Annotated in this window: 10 protein-coding genes; 4 read left to right on the top strand and 6 right to left on the bottom strand. The window is 44.5% G+C overall.

The window, feature by feature from the left end; translation table 11 throughout:
* Positions 1-69: 69 nt before the first annotated feature.
* The 3 genes from K08M4_RS06170 to speA all read right to left on the bottom strand — a co-directional run bounded on the left by K08M4_RS06170 (position 70) and on the right by speA (position 18,751).
* Entirely contained in the window at positions 70-15,195 is a 15,126-nt protein-coding gene (locus tag K08M4_RS06170; RefSeq protein WP_086049216.1) for a retention module-containing protein, read from the bottom strand.
* A 722-nt stretch (positions 15,196-15,917) separates the two neighbouring features.
* Positions 15,918-16,844 (bottom strand): agmatinase, encoded by a 927-nt coding sequence (gene speB, locus K08M4_RS06165; RefSeq protein WP_086049215.1) that lies wholly within the window; start codon positions 16,842-16,844, stop codon positions 15,918-15,920.
* Positions 16,844-18,751 (bottom strand): arginine decarboxylase, encoded by a 1,908-nt coding sequence (speA, locus tag K08M4_RS06160; protein WP_086050393.1) that lies wholly within the window; start codon positions 18,749-18,751, stop codon positions 16,844-16,846. The genes speB and speA overlap by 1 nt, the downstream gene beginning before the upstream one ends.
* A gap of 560 nt (positions 18,752-19,311) precedes the next feature.
* Between speA and K08M4_RS06155 the strand changes: the two genes are divergently transcribed.
* The 4 genes from K08M4_RS06155 to K08M4_RS06135 all read left to right on the top strand — a co-directional run bounded on the left by K08M4_RS06155 (position 19,312) and on the right by K08M4_RS06135 (position 24,716).
* A complete protein-coding gene (locus K08M4_RS06155) occupies positions 19,312-20,748 on the top strand; it encodes a coniferyl aldehyde dehydrogenase (RefSeq protein WP_086050392.1) in 1,437 nt (478 codons plus the stop codon).
* Positions 20,745-21,323, top strand: a complete 579-nt coding sequence (locus K08M4_RS06150; protein ID WP_086049214.1) for a TetR/AcrR family transcriptional regulator — start codon at positions 20,745-20,747, stop codon at positions 21,321-21,323. The genes K08M4_RS06155 and K08M4_RS06150 overlap by 4 nt, the downstream gene beginning before the upstream one ends.
* Before the next feature lie 465 nt (positions 21,324-21,788).
* Complete coding sequence (locus tag K08M4_RS06140) at positions 21,789-23,363, top strand: ABC-F family ATP-binding cassette domain-containing protein (protein ID WP_086049213.1); 1,575 nt, start codon at positions 21,789-21,791, stop codon at positions 23,361-23,363.
* 114 nt (positions 23,364-23,477) lie between these two features.
* A complete protein-coding gene (locus K08M4_RS06135) occupies positions 23,478-24,716 on the top strand; it encodes a leucine-rich repeat-containing protein kinase family protein (RefSeq protein ID WP_086049212.1) in 1,239 nt (412 codons plus the stop codon).
* 173 nt (positions 24,717-24,889) lie between these two features.
* Here K08M4_RS06135 and K08M4_RS06130 read toward each other — a convergent pair whose 3' ends face one another.
* The 3 genes from K08M4_RS06130 to rplT form a co-directional block, all read right to left on the bottom strand.
* Positions 24,890-25,339: a hypothetical protein gene (locus tag K08M4_RS06130; protein ID WP_086049211.1), complete on the bottom strand. Its 450-nt coding sequence runs from the start codon at positions 25,337-25,339 to the stop codon at positions 24,890-24,892.
* Positions 25,340-25,407: 68 nt separating this feature from the next.
* Positions 25,408-25,722, bottom strand: a complete 315-nt coding sequence (gene yqfB / locus K08M4_RS06125; protein WP_086049210.1) for a N(4)-acetylcytidine aminohydrolase — start codon at positions 25,720-25,722, stop codon at positions 25,408-25,410.
* A gap of 230 nt (positions 25,723-25,952) precedes the next feature.
* Complete coding sequence (rplT, locus tag K08M4_RS06120) at positions 25,953-26,306, bottom strand: 50S ribosomal protein L20 (RefSeq protein ID WP_004733517.1); 354 nt, start codon at positions 26,304-26,306, stop codon at positions 25,953-25,955.
* Positions 26,307-26,346: the final 40 nt, after the last annotated feature.

The raw sequence follows: 26,346 nt of genomic DNA, 5'->3' as shown, positions 1-26,346 counted from the left end.
AGCATTGCTGGCCTATTTCGTTATGGTTTAGTTATTCACTTCTAATCACTAGTGCTTATCAATTGAGCGTTAACCGTGAGTCATAACATTCTGCTGTACTAGCGCATCCAGAATATCAGAAGGCATGGTGCCATTTAACGTCAGCTGAGGCGCAAGATCTTCAACCACAATCACTTGTTCTGTCGTGCCTAAGCCATCAGGGTTAATCGTAAGCTCAATATCATCCCCGTCGACCTTCGCATCAATGTGTTGCAGCAGTGTTGTTATATCTGGTGAGGCACTTTTCAGCTCAGGTAACACTTCTCTTAGATCGAGTTGGTCTCCTTCAGATAGGCTAAAGTCGGTAATCGTATCTTCGACACCATCTTCGATGTTGAACCATACAAACGAATCCATACCGTCGCCACCAGTCAGAATATCGGAACCGCCTCCACCGATGAGAGTGTCGTTACCATCACCGCCAACTAACGTATCGTCACCCGAACCTCCTTCCAGACGATCATTTCCAGATCCCGCTGTCAGGTCGATATTGCCAGCCCCTGCCAATAACTGAACATCGTCGGTTTCTGTAGCTAAATCGATATCAACACCGTTAGACACAATGTTCAAGTTGAGGTCTATCGAAGCCGATGTTGCAGTATCGCTGTTATCTAGCTCTTCTGAAACCGCCTCCACTTTGAGTGTGTAGCTTCCCGGCGTTTCAGAGAGCCCGACCACTTTCACAGTGTCAATCGCATCCGCAGTGGCAATCCAAACTCCACCACCGACATCAGTCACTGAACCCACATCACTCGTAATTTGAGCACCAACAGGCACATCACTGATACGTAGTGTTAGCTCTTCCGTAATATCGGTCAAGGCAGCAATAATACCAACCAAAGGAACGCCGCTAGCGCTTACTGACTGGTTGGCGGTGATATTTCTGACGTAGTTAGACGCAGTATCAATCGACAAGGTCGGCGCATTCGCCACCGGAGTCACTGCGATGTCATAGACAACTGGCGTGGTTTCAATGACGATACCAGAAGGGTTTCCGCTATCTTTCGCGATGACTTCCAAGCCAATGCTATTGGTTGGAGACAGGCTCGCATCCAGATAAACACCCGCAGGGCTAGTCGGTGTGTCAATCAATGCATTTAGGTCGTTCAACGTACCTACTAAGATGACCGAACCTGTGTTGTTGCCATTCACCATCACAGTTGTCACGGCAGGCAGCGACACATTTAACGTTCCGTAATCCACCGTCAAAGTAACCGTCATCAAGTCATTAGAAAATGAATCAACATAATCAGGATCACTGACATTGATGCCACTCAGCAGCTGACCCGATTCTTCATCAATAAAATCAGTGACATTGTCACCATTAACAACAGGTGTATCGTTAACACCTTGTACCACAACGCTGATTTCCGCGGTATCCGTTAAGAAATCATTTGAGCCATTGGTTGTACCGTTATCTTCTACGGTATAGGTGAATGTAACATCGCCATTGTAATCATCGGCTGCAGTGAATACCCAGTATGGGCCATTAATCGAATTGTCATCTGCCCCACCAAGATTCTCAAACTTCTGAATTTGCCCCTGACCTTGATCAATTTCGACCTTAGTTACCGTAATGGCATGCCCCTCAGGATCGGTCGTCGCTGCAATCAGGTCTTCAGCTTTGATGATTAGCTGACCTTCTTCAAGCATGGTGCCCAAATCAATATCGGTCGCCACTGGTTGGTCGTTAACTTCTGTAACTATAAGGCTAATCTCAGCGCTATCCGTTTTGAAGTCATTCACACCATTGGTTGTACCATCATCGATAATGGAGTAATTGAATTTGACGTCTCCATTATAATCATCAGCTGCCGTGAACACCCAGAATGGACCATTAATCGAGTTGTCATCCACCCCTGCAATGTTCTCAAACCTCTGAAGCTGACCTTGACCTTGATTTTGAGTAAGATTGAGATCCGTTACGGTAAGGTTATGATTTTCGTTATCAGAGCTTGCCGTAATCAAGTCACCCTCAACAATCACGATTTGGCCATCTTCCGGAATCGATCCCAAATCAATATTGGCCGCTATCGGAGCATCGTTCACTTCCGTCACTTTAATAGTGAAAGTAGTTTGATTCGTTTGAGCGGTATTCGGATCACCAGCATCAATCAAACCGTTATTACCACCGTCATCGATCGTAGCATTAATGGTCACTAACCCACTCTGATTGAGATAGTTCTGATCCGGGTCCGGTTTGAACGTAACCTCACCATTAGTTAGCGCTGCATTGATGTCAGCTTCTTTACCTGTCATGACAAGTGAGCCATCAGCCTGCAATACAAATGTCACACCGTTGGATTGAGAGCTTGGGAGCACAAACTCGCCCTGCGCACCCGGCAGTGTTTGGTCAACTTTCAGCGTCAGTACATACGGAGCATCTGGATTATCAAAGTTAGCGTCGATATCGTAAATACTAAAGTTGTTAATCGCGACCCCATTAGAGTCTTCTGTCGTTTCAAGGTTAGTCACATTGACAAAGGTCGGTTGATCGTTGATCGGATCAATAACCAAATCGACATCGAAACTCGTTGGTGTGCCTAAATACTCAGTGTTATCAGCGTCTGTATCCACAGAACGAACGGTAATCTGCAGTGGACCATTAATACCCAAAGCATTACCCGTATCACTATTATGTTCGCCAGAATTAAATACGATCTTATCTAGCGACTGAGCTGGAACGTTTAGTGTCCATAGTTGCGTCGCTGAATCATAGCTACCTAAAGTGGTTCCGTCAGGATAGTAGATAGAAGCATCTTGAGGAACGCCAGCCACTTCGACTCGAAGGGTTTCTGGCGCATTTTCGGTATACGTTCCGCTTCCTGTGGCCGACAATTCTTTATCTAAAATAGTCGCATTGATTTCGATATCAATATTCTGCCCCTCATTGCCCGTTACAGAGTCCGTAGGGTTGGTATCAACATCGTCACCAACAGGCACCACATGCAGTTTGAAGCTTGGTAAGTTTGCAGCCGCAGTCGGTACGCCCAGTAGCGACTCTTGAGTGAAGACTTCAACACCAAACTCAGCAGTACCACTGAAGTTTTTAGGCGGTAAAATCGAAATTTCACTTAAGTCGAATGAAAGCCCTGAAGCTTGAGGCAGTTGAACACTCCACTCACCGCCACCGTTGTTTTTCACCGTGTAAGCTGAGCCAGCATCTACACGCATTTGGAAGCCATCAGGGACATCAGTGAACTTAATCGATACAAACTGTTCTGATCCATCAAGGTCAGTCAGTGCAATCGATACTGGTCCTGTACCTGACAAGGAAATAAGCTGGTCTTCGTTGCCGGTAATCTCGATAACATCAGGATCACTACCCGGCCCAGACACAAGTACATCATCGACAACCGGAACAATATCAAAACGAACACTTGTATTGAAGGTATCGGAGTCGGTTGCCGTGCCTACCGGAGAGGCTGAATCATTGTAGGTTGCGGTATCTGTGACTGTACCGCTAACATTAACCTGCACTTGGTTAATATCATTTCCAGTCGGGTAATTTTCTATCGCTCTAAAGAGCACATTATCGAGTGCCCCCGCCGCGATTTCAGCTTGATTATACGTTACAGAAGTACCTAGTGAGGTGCCCGTATTGTCATAGAATGCCCCTATCGAAGGGTCATCCAACGTTAAGGTAATCGATGTAAACGCTTCTTGACCGCCTTCGTCGCCTGAGACCTGATCCGAAATAGTCGAATTGAAGTCGAGTTGAATGTAGGTGTCTTCGTAACCCACCGGATCTTGTCCAGCCTGACCATCGTTATCGACTGGATTAAAGGCATCATCAAGAGAGCCAATAACATTCACCTCGATCGTAGGGTCCGTCTCCGCATCTGGCGCGACTTTGATGACGACTTCGGTAACTAACGTTTTCTCATCACCAGAGAGCGTATCTTTGGTTACGATTGTCAGTGGTAATCTAAAGTCACCAGAGTAGTCTGCTGGCAAGTTAAGTAACAGCCCAGAGAAGTCTGTTGGGACGCCCTGTTCAACGGTTGTTTCGAACACATATTTTCCATTAACGAAATCGACTTCGCTGCTTCCCCCTAAGGTGATCGGGAAAATGCCGCCAGAACTGATAGTCACAGAGTCATCAATAATAATGGTAACTAGATCTTTTGAAGCATCTTCTCCAGAGAAAGTGACCAGACTATTTAGCGCAGATCCCAAATCTAACTGTGTGTCCTCAATGGCATCGACAACACTGTTTGGTGTCATCGCAATGTCTGCAGCAACCTGTGTACTCCCAGAAACCACTTGAGGGAATGTTAGAGTTACTTGCCCGTCTCTGCGAGCCGCTGCAGATGCTTCAACCTCAACACCATCACCTCGGTCAATTACTGTGCTAAAGATGTCCATATTGATATCATTAAGCCCGTTGACCCCGTTACTTCCTGAAGGAAAAACAAGACCATTCGGAGCACTGATACTAAACAGGTCCTCGTTTGTTACAACCCAACGACCATCGCCTTCATAAAAAGCACCAATAACGAGTAATTGATTCAATACGTCATCTGACAATGGTGTGCTATTCGTGTCATTATTTGTTAATTGAATCACCAGTTGGTCGACTTCTTCAATAGCAGAGGATCCATCGCTTTCTTGGTATCGAATGACAAATTCATCCGTAGCGGATGGGTTATCACTGTTGGTTGTAAACTTAAGTACACCAGTCAGAGGATCAGCGCTCACCGCTCCCAAAGAACCTGTTCCAGCCACGTCGTCAACGATAAGTTTGTTATCGATGTCATCATGAGTCTCAACAACGGGCCTTACGACAACATTGATCGTACCTGTAACCGTCGCAGTCGCAATACCCTCTCCTGGGTTAGAAGAGTCCACATATTCGTGATCACGCTCCTCAACGTCTACCTCTGTCGTCAATGTGAAATCAACGCTAGAGTCAGTTGGCGGAGTCATTTGAATAAAGTTATTCGCCAATGCAATTTGGGTAAATTGTTCCGGCGTTTGATTCGCGTCTTTAGGGGTAATCGTTAACGTACCCGCACCATCGTTCACAACAGTCACATCGCCATTTACGGTGGGTGTGACACCCGGTGGAATACCGGAAATCTTAATTGAAGTGAAATGCTCATCAGAGTCGATATAGTCAACCCCTTCAGGGTGCCAATCAATGTTGATTGCAGTATCTTCGTTTCCGTTTGTGACGTTGTTGTAGGTTGCTGAGGTATCGATGATAGGCTCAACCAACACTCGAATTTCTTGATCAAAAGAAAGTGTGTGACCATCGTTTTCCGTTACGACCACTTTGCCTTGAATGTGGATATTCTCGGTCGAAGAGTCGACAGGTCGAATACGAATACCTGACGTTGTACCCGCCTCCGTAATATTCGCTTCATAGATAGGTTTTGATAAATCAGGGCTACCGCCAGGTCCAGTTTCGTAACCCACAAAGTTAAGATCAATAACCGTACCGTCACCATCCTCGATTATAACGCCATCAGGAATACCCGATAAGATGACCGTTATTGATTCGGAACCATCGTCCGGTAATGGTGTAGTGCCTGAAGCAGGCTTTCTCTCACCCGACAATACCGTGAAATCAAGCAGAGCAAAGCTGTCGCCGTTTTGACTCTCTTGAATCGTCGTTTGAACGCCGCTTGCAGTGCCATCTGTAATTGCGGTCCAATCGGTACCATTCGTCCCACCATAAGGTGTGTCAGCAACCCCTTTCACTTCAACGTTAACCGTTTTAGTACCAAGTATTTCTACATCGACTTGTTGTGGGTTGGTTGACAGGTTTGCAGTGTCCTTCACTACACCTGTAACATCAAAAGTGAAATCCACATTGCTGTGTTTAGTTGGAACCACTTCAACATTAGCCAAATCGGAATACGCTATTTCGTGGTAATTGGTACCACTGACAATAGGAACTGCCGTGTTTGTACCTACAAAGTAAAGCACTGCGCCTTCTGTAATATTGCTGATACGAACAAACAGTTCTTCAGAGCCATCCGTATCGACCGATCCTGTCATGGAAATGACTTCATCTAACGTGAATGCATCTTTGTTAGCTAGCGGACCTATGTAATCAGGATCATCTATATTGTCTTCGTTAATCTGAATACGATTAACACTGAACTTTCCAGCATCCGCGTCAGCGGTGACATCAATAATGATGTTTTGCTCTACAGAACGGGCCTCAGTTTTATCATTTGCTCCGCCGTTGTCGGTATCTTTATAAGGGTTCAGTGTTTCCTCTGTAAGCGCTGTTGCTTTAAATTCAATCTGACCCGAGAAATTATCAATAGGGTTGACCACGGTGGTGTTAATGTCTTCTGCCGCTATTTTATATACACCATCCGCCGTAAGCGTAAGCACGTTGCCGTCTTTATCAAGAAGCTCAAACTTCCCGTCGCCTTTGATAACTTTTAACTCATAAGTGATCGTTTCAGTTTGAGTGTTATCTTGTGATTCTGCATTCAGCTGTAATGTGACATTGTCTTCATCTTCATTGACTTGATACTGATAAGTGCTATTGCCATCATCCCAAGTAGCAATATCCGCTACCGCTTCAATCTCGATTTTGAAGCTTGAGTTTACTTTGTGGTCAAGAGTGCCTCCATTATCGATCTCCAATTGATAGCGGATCTCAACGCCATTACTATCTGAACCATAGTTTTGGTCAGGAACGAAATAAAGGTTTTCGATGGTTGCAATGGTTTGTCTTACTTCACTTGGGTTTAAAGCATAGCTTTGTTGCATTTGAGGCGGTCCAAATAATATTTGACCGTTAGTTTCAGGCGTTAACTTGTGATACTCACCACCCTCAAAGTAATAGAACGTGCCTCTATGGTTACTGTTTTTTATAATCAGTTGACCGATAGACTCGCTGTTATCCCTGTCATTCAGGTTAACCTGAAGCGCAACTTGAGCTGGTGCATTAGGTAATCCGCTTTGGTTGTCTTGTATATTTTCAAAAATCGGAGCATCACCTGCAGCATATGGTATTGTTGAGTCTCTACCCGCATCCTCAAAGGTGGTCACTGTCAGCGCGATTTTCGACGAATTCCTATCCGTAATAGTGATGTCCAAGGGTGTCGATGACGTATCTGAATCGCCATCCTTCGCTGTTACATTAATAGAGAAATTAATTTCATCACCAACATGCTCTAAGTAATTATTGGCTCTAAATTCTATCTCACCATTTGAGTTTATTTTCAGTCGACCCAGCTCTCGAGGATCAACAGCGCCATTGATCTGCTCATATACTCGTACCTCTTGAGTACCACTAATTAAATCGAAGTCACTACTGTAAGACCCACTGTTCCCTGAACGGAAAACAATTCCACTTCCGTCAAAGGCCTCAATTTTGCTCAGTACTGCGCCATCGGCGCCGACATCTGTAGCATCAGCAAACATATCGACTATAGAGCCGCGATAACCCTGACCTTCAACACGAGTAATCGATTGTGTTGTCACTAATGGAATATCATCAGTGACTGTTATTTTGAGATCAATCGCATTCGATTGGTCTTGATCAAAATCTTCAGCAACGATTGAGAAATCAAGATCTATCGCGTTCTCGTTTGCACCGTCAGGGTGCTTCAGTGGTTTAAATAATTCGAATTGATAGCTGTTATCAGAGGTATCGAAAACAATCTCAAACACGGCTTCATTGCTGGTTGCAGTTTGAGCAACATAGGTGAATGTTGTGCCGTTTTGTGAAACAGCTAGCCACTCTAAGCTTTCTCCATCGGAGGTTAAACCGCTCAAGACTAAATCTTCATCAACCAGTTCATACTTCACAACGCCATCGGCACCTTCATCGACGGTGAATAGTCCATTGATAATGGTGTCTTCAGATTGATCCGAACCTATGCCTGAAAGATCGTCTTCATCGACAACCGTTTCGCCAGTCGGCGGCGTCATTTCCGGAACATCATCAATGACTTGAATTGGTAATTGATACTGGTTGGAATCATCGCCATCACCGTCTACCGCCACAACATCAAATGGTATGGTTAGGTTGTTCGGCGTAGTAGCGTGGTTTAGAGGGCCAAGCAAGGTAAATGTGTATGACCCATCGTTACCCAGTGCAAGAGTAAAAATCGGAGTCCCGCTTGTGGTCGCACCTTGGTAGGTGGTTGTGTCCGCAGCCCCAGTGACCTCAGTGATCGAAATCGCTTCGTTGCCTGATGTCAGAGCATCTTCTAGGTCAGAGATGTTACGTAGCTCATAAGCCTCAACTTGGTCTGCACCTTCTGTGGTCACAAACGAGCCTGTCGCTTGAGCCACAACAGAGCCTAAATCATCTTCATCAACAACAAACGTACTCGCGACTGTTGTATCCGTAATGACGGGTACATCATCAGTAATAGTCACCGTAAGAGGCTTAATTACTGAATCCGTATTGTCTTGGTCGACCGCAATAACTGGCAAAATGAAGATTTGAACGTTATTACCTTGCACAGGCAGGTGATCTAACTCTTCTAACAATGTGAAGGTATATTGACCAAGCACCAAACTATCAAAAGTGATGGTGAAAATGTCCGTTTGGACACCACCGTTTTCTACGAAGCCAATATAATTGTCGCTGTTTAGAGGATCTTCTTTTAGCTTAACAACCAGACCATCCGATTTTAGGTCCCCAGTTGTGTTGAACTGCGCAGTATCAATACGGAAGTGGTTCACATCATCACTACCAGATGTAAACGTCATTGTTCCGGTTTGAGTGACCGTTATGCTCGGAGAGGTGCCATCAAGCAAGTTTGCTTCAGCCAAGGCGACTGGTGGTATGTTATCAATAACAGGTGGAGCACCATCTGAAATGGTAAGCGTAACGGTCGACGTGACTTCGTCACCATCTTTATCTTCAGACGTGACCGTAATAGTCTTAACAATATCTCCCCCTGAATGATTGAGGTTGCGATTAGGTTCGAAACGGACATCACCTTCCAGAGTGATATACAGGACACCTTCATCGACTATAAACTGCTGTTCCCCTGTATTTGTCTGCACCAACGCTTTTTCAGCTTGATTGTCATAAACAAACTTAGTGATTGTCGCGCCATCGGCACTTTGGTTTGGCATCACATCGACAGTGCCTGTCGACACCGTTCCAGCAGCCAGATCAGCCACCGTTGGCTCAGTAATACTCAGCGTTTGATTTTGCATGCCTTGAACGTCATCGCTGACCGTCACTTTCAGTGGCGACATTAACGAATCATCACCATCACGGTCTACCGCATAAACAGGCAGTTCAAAGCTCAGATCATTCTTTGCTTGGCCGTCAGCATGATCTAATGCTTCAAGTAGAGTAAAGGTGTATTCACCTACCGTGCTAGTAGAGAAGCTAATCGTAAAGACAGGAACTTCTGGGTTGGCTCCATCTTTCACAAAGCCGATATACGCCCCAGTCGTGTTTGGATCTGCTTTAAGCTCAACGACCAACCCATTCGATTTGAGCAAACCATTAGTATTAAATTGGTTCGGTTCAATGCGGAAACTGGTCACATTATCACTTTGATTGGTGAACTGAATAGTCTCAGTTTGACTCACCGGAGCATTGCTCGCTGCCGAGCCATCTGTAAGGTTAGATTCTGATAGCGTCACGCTTGGAATGACATTAATGATAGGAATATCGCCATCAGTGATCGTCAAAGTAATGGTGGATGTCACCGGATCTTTATCAAAGTCGCTCGACGTCACTACGATTGTTTTAACGATGTCTTCGTTGTTTGTATGATCTAAATTTCGATTGGGTTCAAAACGCACTTCACCTTGCAGGGTGATGACTAACGTCCCTTCAGTGAAACCAAACCGCTGCTCACCAGTATCTGTTTGAACCAATGTTCTAAGTTGTCCGTCATAAACGAACTGAGTGATTGTTGCACCATCTGCACTTTGAACTGGCATCACATCGACAGTGCCTGTCGTAACAACACCGGCAGCTAAATCTGCAACCGTTGGTTCCGTAATGCTCAGCGTTTGATTTTGCATGCCTTGAACATCATCGCTGACCGTCACTTTCAATGGCGACATCAATGAGTCGTCACCATCACGGTCGACCGCAAAGACAGGTAGTTCAAAGCTCAGGTCATTCTTCGCTTGGCCATCAGCATGATCTAATGCTTCAAGCAGAGTAAAGGTGTACTCACCCACCGTGCTAGTAGAGAAGCTAATCGTAAAGACAGGAACTTCTGGGTTAGCTCCATCTTTCACAAAGCCGATGTACCCCCCAGTCGTGTTTGGATCGGCCTTAATCTCAACGACCAAACCGTTCGATTTAAGTGTGTCGTTGGGGTTAAATAAGCTTGGCTCAATGCGGAAGCTGGTGACATTATCGCTTTGATTAGTAAACTGAATAGTCTCAGTTTGGCTCACCGGAGCATTGCTTGCTGCCGAACCATCGATAAGGTTAGATTCTGATAGCGTGACGCTTGGAATGGTATTAATCGTTGGAATATCACCATCGGTGATCGTCAAAGTAACGGTGGATGTCACCGGATCTTTATCAAAGTCACTTGACGTCACTACGATTGTTTTAACGATGTCTTCGTTGTTTGTATGAACTAAATCGCGATTGGGTTCAAAACGCACTTCACCTTGCAGGGTGATGACTAACGTCCCTTCAGTGAAACCAAACCGCTGCTCACCAGTATCTGTTTGAACCAATGTTCTAAGTTGTCCGTCATAAACGAACTGAGTAATTGTTGCACCATCTGCACTTTGCACTGGCATCACATCGACAGTGCCTGTCGTAACAACACCGGCAGCTAAATCTGCAACCGTTGGTTCCGTAATGCTCAGCGTTTGATTTTGCATGCCTTGCACATCATCGCTGACCGTCACTTTCAGTGGCGACATTAATGAGTCATCACCGTCGCGGTCTACTGCATAAACGGGCAGTTCGAAGCTCAAGTCATTCTTCGCTTGGCCATCAGCATGATCTAACGCTTCAAGCAGAGTAAAGGTGTACTCACCCACCGTGCTAGTAGAAAAACTAATCGTAAAGACGGGAACCTCTGGGTTAGCTCCGTCTTTCACAAAGCCGATGTACGCTCCAGTCGTATTTGGATCAGCTTTAAGCTCAACGACCAACCCATTCGATTTAAGTGTGTCGTTCGGGTTGAATTGAGCAGGATCGATACGGAATTTGACTACATCATCACTTTGATTGGTGAACTGAATAGTATCAGTTTGGCTAACAGGAGCATTGCTTGCTGCCGAGCCATCTGTAAGGTTGGATTCCGATAAAGAAACGCTTGGAATGGTGTTGATGATTGGAATATCACCATCGGTGATGGTCAAAGTAACGGTGGATGTCACCGGATCTTTATCAAAGTCACTTGACGTCACTACGATCGTTTTAACGATATCTTCGCTGTTCGTGTGGTTTAAATCGCGATTCGGCTCAAAGCGCACCAAACCTTCAAGAGTCACATACAGTTTACCTTCAGCAACTTGAATTAGTTGCTCTCCCGCTAAGCTCTGATTCAAGGTGTAAACGGTATTATCGTAAGTGATCTGGGTGATGGTCGCGCCATCAGCACTTTGAACTGGCATTACATCGACAGTACCTGTCGTGACAACACCAGCAGCCAAATCAGCCACCGTTGGTTCAGTAATGCTCAGCGTTTGGTTTTGCATGCCTTGCACGTCATCGCTGACCGTCACTTTCAATGGCGACATCAATGAATCATCACCATCACGATCGACCGCAAGTACAGGAAGCTCAAAGCTCAATTCATTATTTGCTTGGCCATCAGCATGATCTAATGCTTCAAGTAGAGTAAAGGTGTACTCACCCACCGTGCTGGTAGAGAAGCTAATCGTAAAGACCGGAACTTCTGGGTTGGCTCCATCTTTCACAAAGCCGATATAAGCACCAGTCGTGTTTGGATCAGCTTTAAGCTCAACGACCAACCCGCCCGATTTAAGCGCGTCGTTCGTGTTGAATTGAGCAGGGTCGATACGGAACTTGACTACATCATCACTTTGATTGGTAAACTGAATAGTCTCAGTTTGACTCACAGGAACATTGCTTGCTGCCGAGCCATCTGTAAGGTTAGATTCTGATAGCGTGACGCTTGGAATAGTATTGATGATTGGAATATCACCATCGGTGATGGTCAAAGTAACGGTGGATGTCACCGGATCTTTATCAAAGTCACTTGACGTCACCACGATCGTCTTAACGATATCTTCGCTGCTTGTGTGGTTTAAATCGCGATTGGGTTCAAAGCGTATTTCACCTTCAAGGGTAACGAACAGTTTGCCCTCAGAAACTGGAATCAGTTGCTCTCCCGTTAAGCTCTGATCCAAGGTATAAACGGTATTATCATACGTGATCTGGGTGATGGTCGCGCCATCAGCACTCTGCTCAGGCATTACATCAATGGTGGCAGTCGTCACCGTACCAGCAGCCAAATCCGCAACCGTCGGTTCAACAATATTGAGCACACCATCTTTCATGATTTGCACATCATCACCGATGGTCATTGTAAGCGGGGAAATTTGCGAGCTATCGCCATCAGTGTCCACGGCGTAAACAGGCAGTTCAAAGTTTAGCTCGTTATTTGCAAGGCCATCTTCATGATCTAACGCTTCAAGCAGCGTGAAGGTGTATTCCCCTAATGTACTGGTAGAAAAGCTAATCGTGAATACTGGGACATCAGGGTTTACCCCATCGTTAACAAAACCTATGTAAGTACCTGAGTTCTGGGGGTCTTCCTTGAGTTCAACGACAAGCCCATTCGATTTGAGCGTATCATTAGTATTGAACAAGTTTGGATCAATTCGAAAACTCGCGACATCATCACTACCGGCTGTAAACGTAATCGTTTCAGTGGCGCTAACCGCATTTCCGCTTGGCGAAGATCCATCACCAAGATTCGTTTCAGATAATGTCACTGGTGGAACTAGGTTAATTACCGGATCTTGGCCATCAGTAATACTAAGATCAAGCGTTGAAAAGCTCTCGTCGCCATCAGCATCTTCAGCTAAAAAGGAAAATTGTTTTACTATGGTTTCGCTGCTTGAGTGGTTGATATCACGAGCGACTTCAAAGCTAAAATCACCATTGAGTGAAATCGTTGCCACCCCTTCTGTAAATGGGAAAGTTTGTGCCGTATCTGGGAGTAGATTTTGGTCTAACTTGTATTCGACCCCATCGTAAGACAGTGATTGGATTGTCGAACCATCCGCGCCCTCAAAGTTGAATAGATTATAAGAAACAACAGTATCACCCGCCAAAGTCGGTTCATCGACGGAAACGACATTATCGATGAGTTCGACCACATCATCTTTTACACTGATTAAAATCTCAGCAGCTTCTGGTGTATTTGACCCACCAGATAGTGCAGAGCGGTCGCCATCCGCGTCAACCGCGTAAATGGGCAATACAAAGGTTAGCAACTCACCTTCAGCACCTTGGTGTGAAAGCGATTCATACAGAGTAAATTCGTAATTTCCTAGTGATGGGCTATCGACTTTAATGTCAAAGACCGTAGTTCGAGATCCATTGACCTCAACATAACCTTCATACGTTCTCACACCATTGGTTTGACTAACTAACTCTAACTGAACGGCAGCACCATTAGAAACCAAGGCTCCCGTTGTATTAAATTCAGTCGGTTCAAGTTCGTAATGGTCAATAATGTCACTTTCAAAAACACTTGCTGTGATACTGCCAATACCACCTACTGGGGCTGTTCCCTCTTGTGACCCGCCAACAATGCCTGACTCATCAACATCGATGCCATCAACATTAATAATGAACGGGCTATCACCATCAGAGATATCAACCTTAATCGTATTCGTTACGACATCCTGGTCAAAATCGGTAACCGTGATCGGTAGAGAGAATGAAAGCGTGTCGGAGCTCACTTCTTCTATTGGTTTAAACTGTTGGAAATTATATGTGCCATCGGTATCGAGAGAGATTGTGAGAACAACCTCACCTCTCCCTTGAATAGACAGAGTGATCGTTGTTCCGTCATCAGACAGTCTTGCAACCGTATTTTGGTTATCACTGAGCAATCCATCAAACTCTTCTAACGCACGTGCATCAAAGACAGCGGATTGAAGTTTATCACTTCCAATATTAGAAAAAGTGCCTTCAATAGGTGCACTACTCGTTTCTACATTATTGATATTAACGCTTTCAGCAGACGGATTCGCCCCGTCAAATAAAGTAACCAGTGCATTAATTGGTGATGCTATTGGGTTTCCTGCGGAGTCTTCACCTTGAATATCAAAAGCTAAGTTAATTTGATCGCCAGTATAAGAGACCTGACCACCACCGATAGACGGAACGTGATCAATAGATTGAGAAATCGTGGTGGTTAACGAGATATCGATATTATTGCCAACACTAGTAGCATCAATATCGATACGTAATACTTCGTCAGAGCCTTGAACACCAACGATGGAATTCGTCACCGAGTCGTAAGTAAACGTGACGACTTGACCGCTTGAGGTAATGTCGCTATTAAGCTCACTGAGGAGTGAAGCGAGGGATAATGTGTCTGGTACAAAAGAGTCTGGGTCTAAAGCTAAGCTGCCCGCTGTAATGGTTTCGGTGGTTGTAATAGATTGGGGGTAGGTATTACCAGAAATGGAACCTTCAGTGAGTGATTCACTGATTGATTGACCACCAGCAGAACGTGTGATCGTTCTAAATTCCTCGCGTGGTTCGTCTACCTCTTCCCTCGCAAGCCCTGAAGTCTCAAAGAATGTCGAGGGCTGAGTTTGAATATTGTTGTACTCAATAGTAACAAAACCAGCATTTGCTGACCCTAGCCCTTCACCAGCAGCCGTTGCTTCCAGAATTTCAGTCGGGTCAGCGCCACCTAAAATAGCGGCTTGGATTGCCGCAATATCATCAGCAGCAAAGGCTCCGTCGTCAGCTTGCTCGAGATCGAAATTAACTTCTCCGGCGATTGGTGCATCAGCCCAAGATAACTCTTGTTCAAGACATCCAACGCAGTTGTCTCCAACTAGGACTTCGCCATTTGCAACACCTAATACAAGTTCTGCATTATTTGCCGTAATAACTATCTCATTTTCACGGATGATATCGCCAACTAACACTTTTCTTGGAGCGCCGTCAGACTTTACTACAACCACATCTCCACTTACTGCTTCAACAACCGCAGCTTGGCGTGAAACCTCAATATCCATATATCCCCCGTTATCACAGTACTCTTATCTAGAGCTGTGCAAATTATTTCTGCTTGTCATTACAGGCTTTAATCAAATTCATACTTAACGCTCATCAACGGCCAATCTATTGTTGTGCCTCGTCGAATTAAAAAGAGATAAGTATTTAGCCTGTTTTTTTATAGTTTACTTACTGTTAAGCCTAGTCTTCCTGATAAAAAATGCCATGTCTGTGCTAAGAGGCTCCTTTTCACAAATTCACTTATTCTCTATGGATTTCTAAAACACAAATTAAACGTTAGTAGTGTATTGATTTATATGCAAATAAACTCACATCGATATTGCGTCTCTTTAATCTTATAAAGATATACAGGAATAAAGTAGATAAATCATGAGCGAATATAAGACATTGCTTGAGGCAAACGATGTGATAGCAATAAAGCAGAGAGTAGTCCCAAACTTGAGACAATGTTCAGCACAAAGCGGATGAAAAACCATTTATTAAGCGTATATTTTGCCAGTTTCATATATACCCATCAACATATTAAAGTGCTATGGAGGAACAGTAGTCATGACTTATCATTGGATATACACATATCAAAAGGAATACGTTTTAGGACAAAAAATAGATACAAAAAAGCCGCCCGAGTTTAACTCGGGCGGCTTTTAGAAGATCATGTACCGCAATATCGTATTTATCCGTAAAACGAGATTGTCACGTTCAATATGGCTCGCTAACTATTTTATTTGGTTAAGCGATTTGCTGTCCAAACATAGAGTAGCTCAAGTGCGATAGTTGCACCAGCTAGAGCGGTAATTTCACTTTGGTCATAGGCTGGAGACACTTCTACCACATCCATACCAACCATGTTGATACCTTGTAAGCCGCGGATGATTTTGAGCACTTTATCTGAATTCAAACCACCACACACTGGTGTGCCAGTACCCGGAGCAAAAGCAGGATCCAGACAATCGATATCAAATGTCAGATACACAGGCTTATCACCAACAATACCTTTCACTTGAGCAATAATCTCGTCAACGCTCATGTCATTCGCTTGCATCGCATTAATAACATTAAAGCCGTGGCCTTCCTGCTTGTACTCTGTACGAATACCAATTTGCACTGAATGTTCAGGCGAAATTAAACCTTCATTTGGCGCATGGTAGAACATAGTTCCATGATCGTAACGACTGCCCTGACTGTACGTGTCAGTGTGCGCGTCGAAGTGAATCAGAGCCATTTCACCGTACTTCTTGCCGTATGCTCTTAGCAAAGGCAATGTAATGAAGTGATCGCCACCTAAACCTAACAGTGTTTTTCCACTGTTTAGAATCGCATTTGCAGCCGCTTCTAAACGCTGAGTTAAATCTTCAGCATCACCGCAATCAAACACAAGATCGCCAGCATCAATCACCGAGGTATGTTCAAATACATTGAAGTCCCAAGGGAATTTTTTGCCTTCCCACGCCAAGTTTACTGACGCACGACGAATCGCATCCGGTCCCATACGAGCGCCCGGACGACCCGACGTCGCCATATCTAACGGCGCACCCAACACAACCACATCAGCGTCGTTATCAATTGGGTTTTGTACCAACGGACGACGCATAAACGTCATCGCATTGGAGTACAGCGAGTAATCGGGTTTGGTAAATAAATCGTCCATTAAAAATCCTCAAGATAAGTATAACCCATCAAGCCTTGTTCTAACTCTTCAAGTACGCTTTGCTGCTCTTGAGCTGGTACTTTCGCCGTGACCAATTCTTTGTAGTTCTGACGGATCAGATCCGTATCGATATGAACATAACGCATCATGTCTTCAACCGTATCGCCTTCATTGATGTAGTCGATATTCGCTTGGCCACTTTCATCAACATTCACCACGACACTGTGGGTATCACCAAATAGGTTATGCATATCACCCAAGATCTCTTGGTATGCGCCGACTAAGAAAAAGCCCATCAGGTATGGTTCATCTGGGTTCCACGCAGGAACTGGCAGCGTTGTTTCAATACCTTGACCGTCAACGTACTGATCAATCGTACCGTCAGAATCACAGGTGATATCCAGTACTACAGCGCGTCGCTCATCCGCATTATCCAAACCACTTAGAGGCAATACAGGGAATACCTGATCGATACCCCAAGCATCTGGCAACGATTGGAACAGCGAGAAGTTCACGAAGAACTTGTCGGCTAAACGCTCGCTCAACTCGTCCAAAATTGGACGGTGATAACGGTTCTTAGTGCTCATTCGAGAACTAAGTTCATAGTTAATACGCAAAGACATCTGCTCAGCCCAAGCACGGTGCTGAAGATTCAGCATGCCTGTGGCAAATTGGTTATGTGCTTCTGCGATATCACTTTGCGTGTCGTTGTAGATCTCGATCAACGCTCGGTCATCATTACCCGCATCTAGCTCTAAGAAGTTCTTCCACATGTTGTTTAGCAACATTGGGGCGTCTGTTTCTGGCGCTGCCATGTCTTCTGGCGAGTAGCTTTCAGTACCAATCACGTTAGTCACAAGCACTGCATGGTGCGCAGTCAGTGAGCGACCAGATTCAGAAATGATCACAGGTTGTGGCTGATTGTAGAGCTTACAGATATCCCCTACTGTCATCACAATATTGCGAGCGTATTCCAGCAAACCGTAGTTCATTGAGTTTGAAGACTGGCTGCGTGTACCGTCATAATCGACCGCCAAACCACCACCAACATCTAAGTACTTCAATTGAGCACCGATATCGCGCAGTTCACAGTAGAAACGAGCCGCTTCGCTCACACCATTTCGCACATCACGAATATTGGCCATTTGTGAGCCAAGATGGAAATGCACTAATTCTAAAACATCGAGTTGGTCTTCTGCTTTTAAACGTTCAATAACGGTCAGCACTTGTGATGCAGACAAACCAAACTTCGACTTCTCCCCACCACTTGCTTGCCATTTACCTGCGCCTTGAGAAGCAAGACGAATACGCAAACCTAAACGAGGTTTCACGCCAAGCGCTTTCGCTTCAGAAAGAACAAGATCAAGCTCTGATAACTTCTCTAGAACGATAAATACTTTGTGCCCTAGCTTCTCGCCAATCAGCGCAAGACGGATGTATTCTCTGTCTTTGTAACCGTTACACACGATCACTGAGCTTGCTTTTTGAGCCAGTGCCAATACCGCTAATAGTTCAGGCTTGCTGCCCGCCTCTAGGCCTAGCTGCTTTTGCTCTAATTGAGCTTGGCTCGCTAAGATCTCGTCAACCACTTCTTTCTGTTGGTTAACTTTAATCGGGTAAACAAGCAGGTAACGGTTGTCATACTGATATTCGTCGATCGCTTGGTTAAATGCGTTACAGATATTGTGCACACGTTGATGCACTATTTGAGGAAAACGCACAAGAGCAGGCAAACCAATATTTCGCTGCTCTAACTGTTTTACGATCTGACTAAGTGGAACTTGATGATCAGTTTCGCTCGGTGAAACATACACCTCGCCGTTATCATCAATTCCATAAAAACCTTGGCTCCAGTGCTTTACATTATACTCAGCACGGATGCGTTCCAAATTAACCGAATTTTCCAATTCTAGAGACCTCACACTATAGGGCCATCAACAGAAGATACCTCTTGGGAATAGCGAGGTATAACCCAACAAAAAACGCTCGAAAACGATTTGTTGGCTGCATTAACCGATATTATGAAGAGCGAGTCCAACCATTGATATTTGTGGTGACGATTGCGTTTTTTTATCGACGATCCGACTTAAAGTGGCAGGTAAGGTATTACAAGGTTTTAGGGTAAGAAACAAGCTACAGCGCATTAAACACAAAGCACTTTCTAATAAAAAATCAGCTGAATAAAATACATTGGAAGCATAAAACCCTTAGTCATTGGGTGAGGTTAAGTCAGAGTAGTGACGAATAAGAGCACTTCCCAATCTGAACCCTCGCTATCACAAACACAACTTGTATCCCGTGATTCGATACCTATAAACACTTCGTTCTTCCAACTAAAACTCACTCACTTCAATGTCGAAACCGCTCAATTATTGAACTTTTATTGCACATATCTTGTATTCACATGGATATTCTTGTAATTTCAACTGACCAACCAATCGGTCAGCTTTCGAATTTAGGGGATACTATGAGCCATAATCTAGACCTTGAACCAACCACGTCGAACATCAACGACATGGATAAAATATTCAACCGACAAAAAAATCACTACCGCAGTAATGTTAATCCAACGCTTGAGCAGAGAAGAAAAAACCTCTCGGAATTAAAAGCGTTGCTAATGCGCTACCAAGGGCAATTGATTGAGGCGGTGTCTGAAGATTATGGCCATCGTGCAAAACATGACAGCTTGATTGCTGATATCACCCCTTCTCTTCACCAGATCAATTACAGCCTGAAGAACCTTAAGAAATGGTTGAAGCCATCTCGCAGAAAAGCAGGCTTAATGCTGACACCCGCGAAGATCACCGTTCATTATCAACCAGTTGGTGTTGTCGGTATCATTGTTCCTTGGAACTTCCCGGTGATGCTCTCTTTAGGGCCCCTCATCACGGCGCTGGCGGCAGGTAATACTGCAATGCTCAAGATGTCTGAGTTCACTCCAGCGACCAACCGAGTTTTAAAAGCCATGTTGGCTGAAGGATTTAACGAAGATCAGGTTGCGATTATCGAAGGCGAAGCAGATGTTTCTGCTAAATTTAGTCAGCTCCCGTTTGACCATATTCTATTTACTGGCTCGACTGTTGTGGGTAAGCACGTAATGAGAGCAGCAGCCGACAACTTAACGCCAGTAACTTTGGAGTTAGGCGGCAAATCTCCAACCATCATTGCCCCTGACTTTGATGTGGCTGACGCCGTTGAACGCATCCTGTTTGCAAAAAGCTTAAACGCTGGCCAGATTTGCGTGGCACCCGATTACATATTATTGCCGCGAGATAAAACGGACGAGTTCATCACTGCCTATAAACGTTATTTCAAGAAACTGTATAAAGCAGGTATTGAGAGTAAGGACTTAACTTCTGTCATCAATATGCGCCAATACAATCGCTTGAAAGGTGTGATTGAAGACGCGCAAGCGAAAGGCGCGGTTGTTCACACGGTGACAGAACAAGCACAAGATGATGTGAACCACAGAATGACACCACACCTTCTCACCGAAGTGAATGACGACATGGTCGCGATGCAAGAAGAGTTGTTTGGCCCTATTCTGCCTATCGTGCCTTATGATTCTATTGAAGAAGCGATCAGCTACATCACAGCAAGAGAACGTCCACTTGCTTTGTACCTGATGAGCCATACTAAAGAAACCCAAGACCAGTTCTTGTCGAACACACATTCCGGTGGCGTTTGCATTAACGACTCTTTAGTACATGTGGCAGCAGAAGACGCGCCGTTCGGTGGCATCGGCCCTTCAGGCATGGGTCACTACCACGGCATCGAAGGCTTCAAGACCTTTAGTCATGCCAAAACCGTTCTAAGTAGAGGAAAAATCAACTTCACCAAGTTAATGCATCCTCCTTACAACAACCCAATCAAAAAACTGATGTTCAAAGTACTCAATCGATGATCACTAAAAGACAAAAAATCCTAGATGCTGCGCTTCTGCTCTTCTCTCAACAAGGGCTAGAGGGCACATCTACAGGACAAATAGCGAAAACAGCAGGCGTCGCAAAAGCGACACTGTTTCACCACTTCGAGAACAAATCTCTACTGATTGATGAACTGTTTCGTGAACTGAAAATAGAGCTATTTTCTACCCTTGACCAGCACACAGAAATCGCTGAACAAGATCGCTACCAAGCCTTTAAGTTCATGTGGATCACAGGGCTTGAATGGGCGCTAGAAAATCCAGTTGCGATGAAGTTTTTCACCAATGTTCATTTCGACCCAACGACTCAAACTCGAGAAGTCATCGTCTCAAAGATGTTCGCATCGTTAGACGAGGTCATTTTGAAAGGACAGGAAACTGGTGAGCTGATGGTGTTAGACATCAACCTTGTTAGGCACTTCATCCACAGCCACTTTTTGATTTGTGCAAACTGGTTGACTGAGCAGAATGAGTTACCACCAGAGCAGTCAGCCAAGTACATCAGCGATAGCTTTGACATGTGCTGGCGTGCCGTCGGTGGGCAGAAACTGTAACTACCGTCGAAAAGTCTGGTTTCCAAAGAACGTTCTAGAGCGCCTCACTGGCGCTTTAATCATTTGAACACAATTTAATCACTTTAGCATATTGACTCAGAGTACGTTCTTTCAGTACCATCCCACCATCATTTCAAAAGAGAATAACGCCATAATGAAGTACTAACATCCTGACATCCGATTTATTTTTATAAAAATCATTTGGACACTCGGGGTTAGTGGGCGTTACTTCGTCATCTATTTTCGCGACAAATCAAGCTCTTAAAGATCCGTTTTTTGACAAGCTACATCTTTAAGATCAGTACCTTAAAAACAGAAATCAGATCAGCACTCTATTTCCTATCTTTGATTGGTACGCTACCTAAGTAACGTCTTTGGCGATCTGCTGTTAGAGTCCGACATGGATTTTATGTAGAAAAGCGCCTCACCCCTTTTACTCGTTTACACGTAAAGGGAGGTATTTTTATGCCTACTATATTAGCCAACAATCTCTCATTCCAGCTCGATACTGGTGAGTGGTTATTCAAAGACATCACCTTTAGTTTGAGCTGTCGCCTGACAGGCTTGGTCGGAAGAAATGGGGCTGGAAAGTCACTACTGCTTTCGTTACTGGTCGGGCAAACACAACCCACATCAGGCAGTGTTTCCAGACAAGGCTCGATCGGCTTTTACTCCCAGTTGCCTTCAAAGCTATTGGATAGCACAACCAGCATTGCTGACTTCTTGGGGATCACCGAAAAGTTAGACGCATTACATGCCATAGAACAAGGCAGCTGCGAACTTCAGCACTTCAATATCGTTGGCGAGGATTGGGATTTACAAGCGAACACAAAGCAACTTTTAGCCGCATTGAAAATAACCAGTGGGTTAACCACACCGTGCCATACATTGAGCGGCGGGCAGCTATCCCTATTGCAGCTTCATCGCTTATTCGTATCAAACTACGACGTACTGATTCTCGACGAACCGACAAACCATTTGGATAGCGACGGGCGTAATTGGTTACTAGAACAGTGCCAGTTGTTTGAAGGAAAAGTGCTTGTCGTCAGTCACGATCGAAGCTTATTGAGACACATGGAAGGGATCTATCATCTCAACAGTTTGGGATTACGTTTCTACAAAGGAAACTACGATGATTACTTCACGCAAATGTCGAGTCAAAGTGAAGCACTGGACAAGCAGATAACACATCATCAATCGGAAAAAAAACGACTCGAGCGCCAAGCTCAGATTAACAAGGAAAAAGCTCAACAACGTGAGGCTCAAGGTAACCGACTCCGAAAATCAGGTAGCCAACCCAAGATATTATTGGATGCCATGAAAGATAAAGCAGGGCGAACCCAAGGCGCATCGGCAACAAGCCACAAGAACTTAAAGGCTCAAAACCAACATAAGCTTCAATCTCTTAAAGAACAGCAAGAGCAACTGAAGCCGCAAGCGTTGTACCTACAACAAGCGAATAGTTCTAAAAATCACTCACTATTAACCGTTGAAGAGTGTCGCCTGAGTTTTGGTTCTGGTGCTCCTATTAGCTTCTCTCTATCACAAGGGGAACGATGCTATCTAACCGGGGCTAACGGGTGCGGAAAATCGACACTGTTAAAAGCGATTCACAGTCAACACGCCAATTATAAAGGCTCGATTAAGCGCTTGGAGGCGACCGTCTATTTGGATCAACACTTTGGTCTGTTAGACAACAACGATACGATGTTCGATAGTTTAACAACGCATAGCTTTGGATTAACAGAGAGCGACGCGCGAACCCTGCTAGCGGGAATTGGATTCAGGCGAGAGTCTGTATATCGCAAAGTCGCTCACCTCAGTGGTGGCGAGAAAATGAAGTTGGCGATGTTGATCGTCAGTCATAAACAGGATGCCCCACTTCTTTTGCTTGATGAGCCAGACAATCACTTGGACATAGACTCAAAGCAAATATTGGCTTCGGCTCTGCGTGAATACCAAGGCGCATTTATCTTGGTGAGTCATGACAGCGACTTTGTTGAGGAGGTCGGCGTCAGCCAAAATCATATACGACTTTAACCTTCGTAAATTCGTTCACTTAGCTTAGTTGAGCGAGCATCGTTCCGGTGCTCGCCTTTCTTGATTGAGACAAGTAAACTACGCGCCTCGAACATCTATTCATAAGGCTAAGGTTTGCATACTCTAGAACAACTTAAATCAGGGCAACTTAAAGGTATTAAGCGTCTAAAACTATCGGAAAGTCTCACCGAGTTTCCTCTAGAAATCATAGAGCTTGCAGATTCTCTTGAGATCCTAGACCTTTCAGGTAATCAACTGTCAGACCTACCAGTCGAGTTATCACAGCTAACTAACCTGCGTATTATCTTCGCGTCGAATAACCTGTTTACGCACCTGCCTGATGTTCTGGGGTCACTTCCTAATCTCGAAATGGTTGGCTTCAAATCTAACCACATTAAAACCGTTAGCGAGCAATCTTTACCTGCTCAATTACGTTGGTTGATCCTGACAGACAATGCGATCGAGGTTCTCCCTCACTCTTTAGGTGAAAGACCACGCCTACAAAAACTCGCATTAGCGGGTAACAAGATTCGCGTTTTACCAGAAAGCATGGAAAACCTATCAAACCTTGAGCTAGTTCGTCTGTCTGCAAACCAACTGACTGAGTTCCCTGAGTTCTTAATCAAGCTACCAAAACTGGCTTGGTTGGCATTTGCGGGTAACCCGTTTTGCAAACACCCAAGCAGCTTAGATAGCGTGCCAGCCGCGAGTTCGCAATGCTACTCACTCAATCAAGTACTTGGACAAGGTGCATCTGGCGTAATTTCACATGCTAACTGGTTAAACCGTGACTTTGATTTCCCACAAGAAGTGGCCGTTAAAGTATTCAAAGGCGAAGTGACCAGTGACGGCTACCCACACGATGAACTTGAAGCGTGTCTTCAAGCAGGCCAACATAACAACCTAGTGAAGTCGATAGCTCAAGTAGATGAACAAGACTATCTCGCATTGGTGATGGAACTTATCCCAAGCAGCTATTACAACCTAGGCTTACCTCCTACTCTTGAAAGCTGTACTCGCGATACGTTCAATGAAGGCTTTGAGCTTTCAATTGCTCAGATCAACAGTATTACAGCTCAGATGATTGATGTGTTTGAACACCTGCATGCCAACAAAGTTTGTCATGGTGATCTATACGCACACAACACTTTAGTTAACGAACAAGGTCAGATGATCTTTGGTGACTTCGGAGCGGCGACTATCTACGGTTACCTGACTGAAGAGCAGCAACAAGGCATTCGCCGAATTGAAGCGCGTGCATTGAAGTACTTTATTGAAGACCTACTGACGGTTTGTGCAAAGCAAGATCAAGACAGCGAGCTTTATACTCGATTGGCGAACTTCGAAGCTTAATGGCTTAATGGCTTAATGGCTTAATGGTTTAATGGTTTAATGGCTTAACTTAATAGCGCGTTGATTAGAAATACTCGGTCGAATTGAAAACAACAAAGCCAACATCACTGTTGGCTTTGTTATTTTTGGAACATCACTCATTTTAATGGGCAAACAAGGTCTACTAAAAAGGATTAACGTTCAGCTTGCACCAATTTCAGATACGAATGCAGCTCACCATTTTTATATTCCACCGCAGAGTGAATATTAAGGTCAGCACGAGCCACAACAGCAAACTGGTAGCGGTTGTCACCCTTCAGAATCTCGACGTGTAACAAACCGTCTGCTAACTGCCACTGCCCTGTTGTTTCAAATCGGTCGAACAAACGGTATTCAGTTAGAGAACCGTCAGCATTGAAGTGTACTTCCGTGATGTAGCCGCCGGGGCAACTCTTGACCCATACTCGGTTTTCGATGTCGCTAACAACTAAGGCACGCTTTGTATCACACCACGCGAGAAAGCCTTCGCTTTCATAAAGAGCAATGTCGAGATCAGTTAGAGAAACTAGCGGCTGATCAGTTTGCTCACGACAATAAAGTTGAAGCAAAATTTGCTGACCTGTTCCGTTCTGTAATTCACTCACTGCGACCTCCCCATCCTATTTCTCAGCGTTATACACTGTATTAATCAACAAATTCAATTAAAAGCCGGCTATACAAGCTCGTAAGAAACCACATACAGCTGAGAGATACCCGGATAGATATCTTGAATCACGTCTTTGAGTACTTGCAGCGTCATGTTCTCTTGCTGAGCATGAAACTCACCTAAGTCATCAAACAAGATTGGTTCAACGCTGATGATTTTAAGATTACAAAACACACGTCCCTGCTCTAGTGTTGATACTTCCACAACGCTACCTGGTTGGTAGTCGCGTTCAGATTCATCGCGAATAGTAATGGTCTTTTTGCCAGAAAGGATATCAGTTTCAAAACGCTCGAAGAACGTCATAGTAGTCGGTGCGCTCATAAAAAACCTAGTATTAGTTAAAGGTAATATTGAGGCTAAGTTATATAACAGAAAGGAAAGCGAAGCGAATGAAATATAGAAAGGCCGACCGCTAATGCGAGCCGTTGATCTCGTCATTCCATAGACTGACGAAGGAAGGATTAGGGAATCTCTATCAAGAGCCAAATAGCAGGCAATAAAAAAGGAGAACCGAAGTTCTCCTTTTCTTAAACCTTTAAGCAAACTCTAAATTATAGAGATGCTTTCGCTTTTTCAACTAGAACAGCAAATGCTGCTTTGTCGAATACTGCGATGTCAGCAAGAATCTTACGGTCGATCTCGATAGATGCTTTCTTAAGGCCATTGATGAAACGGCTGTAAGATAGACCATTTTGACGAGATGCCGCGTTGATACGTGCAATCCAAAGTTGACGGAATTGACGTTTCTTGTTGCGACGGTCACGGTAAGCGTATTGACCAGCTTTGGTAACTGCTTGGAAAGCTACACGATAAACACGTGAACGTGCTCCGTAGTAACCTTTAGCTTGTTTTAGAACTTTCTTATGACGTGCACGAGCTTGTACACCACGTTTTACGCGAGGCATTATGCTTCTCCTAAACTAAACGAATTTATAAACTAAAAAG

The sequence above is a fragment of the Vibrio syngnathi genome, from assembly GCF_002119525.1.
In the GTDB taxonomy this organism is placed as follows: Bacteria; Pseudomonadota; Gammaproteobacteria; order Enterobacterales; family Vibrionaceae; genus Vibrio; species Vibrio syngnathi.
Note: the sequence above shows the minus strand (reverse complement) of the source record. Positions and strands in the feature narration are given on the sequence as shown.